General features: G+C 58.4%; 8 protein-coding genes. 6 read left to right on the forward strand and 2 right to left on the reverse strand.

Annotated features, from left to right (window positions below; all coding sequences use genetic code 11):
- Position 1: 1 nt before the first annotated feature.
- From AAAC48_RS20435 to AAAC48_RS20445, 3 genes are all read left to right on the forward strand, one after another.
- Complete coding sequence (locus AAAC48_RS20435; protein WP_340655944.1) at positions 2 to 1075, forward strand: 5-(carboxyamino)imidazole ribonucleotide synthase; 1074 nt, start codon at positions 2 to 4, stop codon at positions 1073 to 1075.
- A 167-nt stretch (positions 1076 to 1242) separates the two neighbouring features.
- Positions 1243 to 1368, forward strand: a complete 126-nt coding sequence (gene ykgO / locus AAAC48_RS20440) for a type B 50S ribosomal protein L36 (protein ID WP_027231189.1) — start codon at positions 1243 to 1245, stop codon at positions 1366 to 1368.
- Positions 1369 to 1430: 62 nt separating this feature from the next.
- The gene (locus AAAC48_RS20445; RefSeq protein ID WP_340655945.1) at positions 1431 to 2039 is read left to right on the forward strand and encodes a hypothetical protein; all 609 of its coding nucleotides are present in this window, start codon (positions 1431 to 1433) and stop codon (positions 2037 to 2039) included.
- A 142-nt stretch (positions 2040 to 2181) separates the two neighbouring features.
- Here the strand turns inward: AAAC48_RS20445 and pyk are convergent, their stop codons facing one another.
- Together pyk and AAAC48_RS20455 are read right to left on the reverse strand one after the other, a co-directional pair.
- The gene (gene pyk / locus AAAC48_RS20450; RefSeq protein ID WP_340655946.1) at positions 2182 to 3618 is read right to left on the reverse strand and encodes a pyruvate kinase; all 1437 of its coding nucleotides are present in this window, start codon (positions 3616 to 3618) and stop codon (positions 2182 to 2184) included.
- Entirely contained in the window at positions 3615 to 4040 is a 426-nt protein-coding gene (locus AAAC48_RS20455) for a DUF1036 domain-containing protein (RefSeq protein ID WP_340655950.1), read from the reverse strand. Before AAAC48_RS20455 ends, pyk begins: the two co-directional genes overlap by 4 nt.
- A gap of 276 nt (positions 4041 to 4316) precedes the next feature.
- On the opposite strand from AAAC48_RS20455, the gene AAAC48_RS20460 reads away from it, so the two are divergent.
- The 3 genes from AAAC48_RS20460 (at position 4317) to AAAC48_RS20470 (ending at position 5905) form a co-directional block, all read left to right on the forward strand.
- Positions 4317 to 5120: an N-formylglutamate amidohydrolase gene (locus tag AAAC48_RS20460; RefSeq protein WP_340655947.1), complete on the forward strand. Its 804-nt coding sequence runs from the start codon at positions 4317 to 4319 to the stop codon at positions 5118 to 5120.
- 72 nt (positions 5121 to 5192) lie between these two features.
- Positions 5193 to 5510, forward strand: a complete 318-nt coding sequence (locus tag AAAC48_RS20465) for a DUF1244 domain-containing protein (RefSeq protein ID WP_340655948.1) — start codon at positions 5193 to 5195, stop codon at positions 5508 to 5510.
- Positions 5511 to 5641: 131 nt separating this feature from the next.
- The gene (locus AAAC48_RS20470) at positions 5642 to 5905 is read left to right on the forward strand and encodes a DUF2312 domain-containing protein (protein ID WP_027231195.1); all 264 of its coding nucleotides are present in this window, start codon (positions 5642 to 5644) and stop codon (positions 5903 to 5905) included.
- The last annotated feature ends 112 nt before the right edge of the window (positions 5906 to 6017 follow it).

A 6017-nucleotide genomic window follows, 5' to 3' on the forward strand; every position in this document is an offset into this window, starting at 1 on the left:
GATGATTTCCCCAGGATCGACGATCGGTATTATCGGCGGTGGCCAGCTTGGTCGTATGCTCGCAATGGCGGCGGCGCGGCTCGGTTACAGGACCGTCATACTTGAACCACAGGGCGATTGCCCGGCGGCCCAAGTCGCCAACGAGCACATTGTGGCGGCCTATGACGATCCGAACGCCCTTGAGCAGCTCGCCGAACTCAGCGATGTCATTACCTACGAATTTGAGAATGTGCCGGTGGATTCGGCGGAAATGCTCAATGAAAGCAAGGCAGTGTTTCCGCCGCCCGAGGCATTGAAAGTCTCACAGGATCGGGTCACCGAGAAGCGCTTCCTCAATAAGGCCGGTATTCAGACCGCACAGTGGCGTATCGTGGAAAACGAAGGCGATCTGGAAGCGGCGCTGCTTGCATTTGAGGGCAAGGGCATCCTGAAGACGCGACGTTTCGGCTATGACGGCAAAGGCCAGAGCAAGTTCACCGGCGCTAAGGGTGAAGGTGCGAAATCGGGCTTTGCTGCAATTGGCAATGTGCCCTCGATCCTCGAGGCATTGGTCGATTTCACCCGCGAGATTTCAGTGATCGCAGCGCGCGATGCAGCTGGCAATATCAAGGTTTATGATATTGCCGAGAACGTCCATAAGAATGGCATTCTTGCCACTTCGACCGTTCCCGTTTCTGTTTCGTCGACAATTGCGGGACTTGCCGCAGATGCGGCGCGAAAGCTGCTGGAGGGGCTCAACTATGTCGGCGTCGTCGGCATGGAGTTCTTCGTGCTCGCCAATGGGACGTTGCTTGCCAATGAATTTGCGCCGCGTGTGCACAATTCCGGTCACTGGACCGAAGCAGCGTGCGCCGTATCGCAGTTCGAGCAGCACATAAGGGCGATTGCCGGTCTGCCGCTCGGCGATCCAAGGCGCCATTCCGATTGCGTCATGGAAAATCTGATCGGCGATGACATCGACAGGGTACCGGCTCTTCTAGAGGAAACCGGGGCCGTCGTGCATCTCTACGGCAAGGCGGAAGCCCGTCCCGGCCGCAAGATGGGGCATGTGACGCGCATCACGAAACGCCTCTAGCGATAAATAAATGCGTGATTCCCCTATGAATCACGCCATGAATCGTGAGCCGGGTGTTGACAATACGGGTAATCCTTGGCTATTTCCCCGCAACGTGTTTCCGGCGCGCTTTACAGGCGCGCTTTTTATTGGTGCCCGGTTTCGGGCGTAAAGATACCGGTGCTGAAATGAAGATCAAGAACTCCCTCAAGGCCCTGAAGGCCCGTCATCGTGACAATCAGCTGGTCCGTCGCAAGGGCCGGATTTACATCATCAACAAGACGGCTCCGCGCTTCAAAGCACGCCAGGGCTGATCTTTACCGCCTCACGGGTTTTTGCATTTGACGTTTCGCTGATACGGACTACCATCCGTATCATGCGGAGCGTGTTTGCGTTTTCAATCGGAACTTTACTGGTGATTTCACCAGCGCCGACCATGGCGCAGGAACAGGCGCCCGTCGAACAGCAGGCGGCCTTGCCCAACCAGACGCTGGCGCAGAAACGCGCGGCACGGCTCGATGATCTTTTTGCCTCGCTCAAGCGCGAAAGCAATGAGGTGAAGGCGGCGCGCATCGCCTCGCTCATCCAGTTGCAATGGCAGAATTCCGGCAGCGCCACCGTCGACCTGATGATGGGCTGGGCAGCTAAGGCTATGGAAGAAAAGAAGTATTCCGTTGCACTGGATTTTCTCGACCAGGTGGTCGTGATGAAGCCGGACTATGCCGAAGGCTGGAACAGGCGGGCTACCCTGCATTTCATGATGAATGATTACGGCCGGTCCATGGCCGATATCCAGAAGACATTGACACTGGAGCCACGGCATTTCGGGGCAATGGCCGGGATGGCGGCGATCCTCAAGGATACCGGGCGCAAAGAAGCCGCGCTCCAGGCTTTCGAGCGGGTTCTAACGGTCTATCCGATGATGCGCGAGGCGCAGAAGCAGGCGGGTGAACTCGCCGACGAACTCACCGGTCAGCGCACGTAATTACAACCATTTTTCCTGCAAAGGTGGATAAACTCGTGCAGGTATCGGGGTTTCCTGTGCAGGAATCGGCAATTCTTGGGCGAGAATCGGGTCATTCCGTTCCATTTTCGTGCAAGAGCGGAGTGACCCTTATCAAGAAATTTTAGATTCCGGTCAGACCATCGGAGCCGATATAGGCGATGCGCAGCATGTTGGTCGAACCGGGCGTACGCAGTGGTACGCCAGCCGAGATGATGATGCGGTCACCCGGATTGCCGAACTCTTCCTGATAGGCGATGTGGCAGGCACGATCCACCATGTCATCGAGGTCGGAGGCGTCTTCTGTCACAACGCAGTGCAACCCCCAGACGAGCGAAAGCTTGCGCGCGGTCTCGACGACCGGCGACAGGGCGATGATCGGCAGCAGGGGCCGCTCGCGCGCTGCGCGCAAGCCGGTTGTACCAGAGGCCGTATAGGTGACGATTGCCGAGAGGTTGAGCGTTTCGGCGATCTGTCGGGCCGCCAGCGAAATCGCATCGGCGCCGGTCGCGTTCGGTTCGGGGCGCTGGGCATGGATGATACCGGGATAGTTCGGGTCGCGCTCGACCTCTTCGGCGATGCGGGCCATGGTCGATACGGCTTCGATCGGATAGTTGCCGGCGGCGGATTCGGCCGACAGCATCACGGCATCGGCGCCTTCGAACACGGCAGTCGCGACGTCCGAAACCTCGGCTCTGGTCGGGACAGCGGCAGTGATCATCGACTCGAGCATCTGCGTGGCGACGACGACCGGCTTGCCGGCCCGGCGGCAGGCGCGGATGATCTGCTTCTGGATGCCGGGAACCGATTCAAGCGGCATTTCGACACCGAGATCGCCGCGGGCGACCATGAGGGCATCGGAGAGTTCGATGATCTCGTCGAGGCGGGTGACCGCCTGCGGCTTTTCGATCTTCGACAAGAGGGCAACGCGGCCGCGCGAGATCTTGCGCACTTCGGCAAGATCCTCCGGCCGCTGGATAAAGGACAGCGCCACCCAGTCGATTTCCTCCTGCAGGACCGCGTCGAGGTCGCGCCGGTCCTTTTCGGTCAGGGCGCCGACGCCGAGCGTCGTATCAGGCAGACTGACGCCCTTCTTGTCGGAAATCCTGGTGCCGGAGACAACGCGGCAACGGATGGACTTGCCATCGGAGGCTTCGGCGACGAGAGCGAGCTTGCCGTCATCGATCAACAGGCGATGGCCTGGCTCGACCGCCTCGAGAATTTCCGGATGCGGCAGGAACACACGGGTATTGTCGCCCGGCGTATCATTGTCGTCGAGCGTGAAGGTCTGACCGGGGACAAGATCCGCCTTGCCATCCTTGAACTTGCCGACGCGCAGTTTCGGTCCCTGCAGGTCGGCGAGAATGCCGATCGGCCGGCCCAGTTCCTTTTCGACATTGCGCAGGCGGCGCACAAGTTCGCGCATCAGCTCGTGACTGGCGTGGCTCATATTGATGCGGAACACATCGGCGCCGGCTTCGAACAGCTTGCGGATCATCGCCTCGTCGGAGGAAGCAGGACCCAGGGTGGCTAGAATTTTGACCTTACGGCGGCGTCTCATTGGGGAGGGGTATCCGTTACAATTGGAGATGAGGGAGGATTTTCTTCCGTAAGCTGGACCATCCAGCTTGTCTGTTCGCCGGTATCATACTCCTGAAAGCCGGCACGCTGAAATCCGCGGGCAAAGCAATCGTTGATACCGGTAATCTTGAACTGGTTTTCGGCGACACACATGTTCACCTTACCATCCCAGCGCCCGCCGCTTTGCGCGTCTTCCGCATAGAGGTAGTAATAACGCGACGTCAGCGGGCCGACGACCAGCGTCGTGCAGGACGAGGCATTGACATGCCACCAGCCCTCGGTGATCCAGCCCGTCTTCGCCCTATAGCCAAGCGCCACGCCGACGAGATTCTGTGTCGTGTTGCACACGCGAAAATCAGCATGAGCCTTCTCGGGCGTCAAAATACTGCCCGCTGCAAATATGAATAAAAAAGCCGCAAGAAAGCTGCCCAATCGCGTCCGGCGATGCTGTTCAGCGCGGAATATAACGTGACCCCATCTCGCTCTGATGCCCCTGCGCAATATTGCCTCCGTCCATCTTTGACCTTCTTTTCGGCAGTTTCACGTGCATTGTCAACGCGCTAATCGTTTGAATGCAAAGTTCCGGCATGAGTGCGACAAAAGAATGATGGTTGCGTTGACAGCGGAGCCGTGAAACACGAAAAACAAGCCCTATTCACCTTGAAAGAGCTTCCTCGAATGCCGTTTTCTCCCTTTCATCTCGTTGATGGCGATCAGGCCAAAGGCCTTGTGCTCCTCGCCGACCATGCGCGCCGCGATCTTCCGGAAGAATACGGCTCGCTTGGCCTGCCGCCATCCGAATTCGAACGGCATATCGCCTATGATATCGGCGTTGAGCAATTGACGCGGAAACTTGCGGCAATACTCGGCGTTCCGGCGGTGCTCGGCGGGTTCTCGCGCCTTCTGATCGATCCCAATCGCGGCGAGGACGACCCGACATTGATCATGCGGCTCTCGGACGGGGCGATCATCCCGGGCAACAATCCTATGCCAGCGGGTGAGCGGGAGAAGCGACTTAACGAATTCTACCGGCCCTATCACAGGGCAGTCTCGCAAACGATCGAAGCGGTGACCGAGGCAAGCGGCAAGGCGCCGCTGGTCATCTCGATCCATTCCTTCACCGCGTTCTGGAAGACAACGCCGCGTCCCTGGCATGCGGGTATTCTCTGGGACAAAGATCCGCGCGCGGTGAAACCGCTGCTGGCCGGCCTGCGCGCCGACCGGCAGCTGATCGTCGGGGACAACCAGCCCTATGATGGTGCCTTGCGCAATGACACCATGTTCCAGCATTGTATCGTCCCGGGCCTGGCGCACGCGCTGATCGAGGTGCGGCAGGATCTGATTGCGGAAGAGACTGGCATTGGCCAATGGGCGGACCGGCTTGCGCCTATCCTTGAAGCGATCAATGCCGACCCCGATATGCATGTGGCCAGACAATTCGGCTCGCGAACCGGGCCGATTACTACGCAAAGGACGCAGTAACATTTTTAGTAGCGCATAATCCTTTCCAAAAATCGAAGGGATTTTTGGGTTATGCGCTGAGGGGAATTTGATATGAACGATCTCACCGAAGAACAGCGCATCGCGCTCGAGGCTGCCGCATTTCGCCGGCTGGTCGAGCATTTGCGCGGCAATGATGTGCAAAATATCGACCTGATGAACCTGGCTGGCTTCTGCCGCAATTGCTTGTCGAACTGGTACCGCGAGGCGGCGGAAGGGGCGGGCATCGCGCTCTCGAAGGACGAGTCGCGCGAAATCATCTATGGCGAGCCCTATGCCGACTGGCAGGCCAAGCATCAACGCGAGGCGAGCGAGGCTCAAAAGGCAGCATTCGAAGCCAACAAGCCTTCGCCCAACAAGCCTTCGCATTGAGTTCATTCCATCACGATTGATGTTACAGAGCTTGTTTGTCTTGACTCTTGAGGCACTGGTCGGGCATCGGAACCGTCCGGGCGACAAAACATGAGTCGCACAATGCGTTTTGAGAAAGCGGAGTTAAGAGCATGGATGATTTGGCGGCGCAGGGTGGTGTCGAAGGTGTAGCGGCTGCGGAACTGCGGCAGTTCATCGAACGCATCGAACGCCTGGAGGAAGAGAAGACCACGCTGCAGGACGACATCAAGGAAGTGATGGCCGAAGCCAAGGGGCGCGGCTACGACACCAAGATCATCCGCACGATCGTCCGCCTGCGCAAGAAAGATGCCAATGAGCGCAAGGAAGAAGAGGCGATTCTTGAGTTGTATATGAACGCTCTTGGAATGGAGTAGACTCTCGCTAGCGGACCGATGAGTGTACGGCCCGGCGGCAGTGTGATTTCCTATCCGCCATCGCGCAGTGGCTGCGGTTCGCCATAACGCCTGTAGAGTCGGCATCCGGTGC

The organism is Phyllobacterium sp., from assembly GCF_037994405.1.
Classification (GTDB): Bacteria; Pseudomonadota; Alphaproteobacteria; order Rhizobiales; family Rhizobiaceae; genus Phyllobacterium.

Coding starts and splice junctions, on each gene's coding strand:
- AAAC48_RS20435 (WP_340655944.1), top strand. CDS start 2: ATGATTTCCCCAGGATCGACGATCGGTATTATCGGCGGTGGCCAGCTT.
- ykgO (WP_027231189.1), top strand. CDS start 1,243: ATGAAGATCAAGAACTCCCTCAAGGCCCTGAAGGCCCGTCATCGTGAC.
- AAAC48_RS20445 (WP_340655945.1), top strand. CDS start 1,431: ATGCGGAGCGTGTTTGCGTTTTCAATCGGAACTTTACTGGTGATTTCA.
- pyk (WP_340655946.1), bottom strand. CDS start 3,618: ATGAGACGCCGCCGTAAGGTCAAAATTCTAGCCACCCTGGGTCCTGCT.
- AAAC48_RS20460 (WP_340655947.1), top strand. CDS start 4,317: ATGCCGTTTTCTCCCTTTCATCTCGTTGATGGCGATCAGGCCAAAGGC.
- AAAC48_RS20465 (WP_340655948.1), top strand. CDS start 5,193: ATGAACGATCTCACCGAAGAACAGCGCATCGCGCTCGAGGCTGCCGCA.
- AAAC48_RS20470 (WP_027231195.1), top strand. CDS start 5,642: ATGGATGATTTGGCGGCGCAGGGTGGTGTCGAAGGTGTAGCGGCTGCG.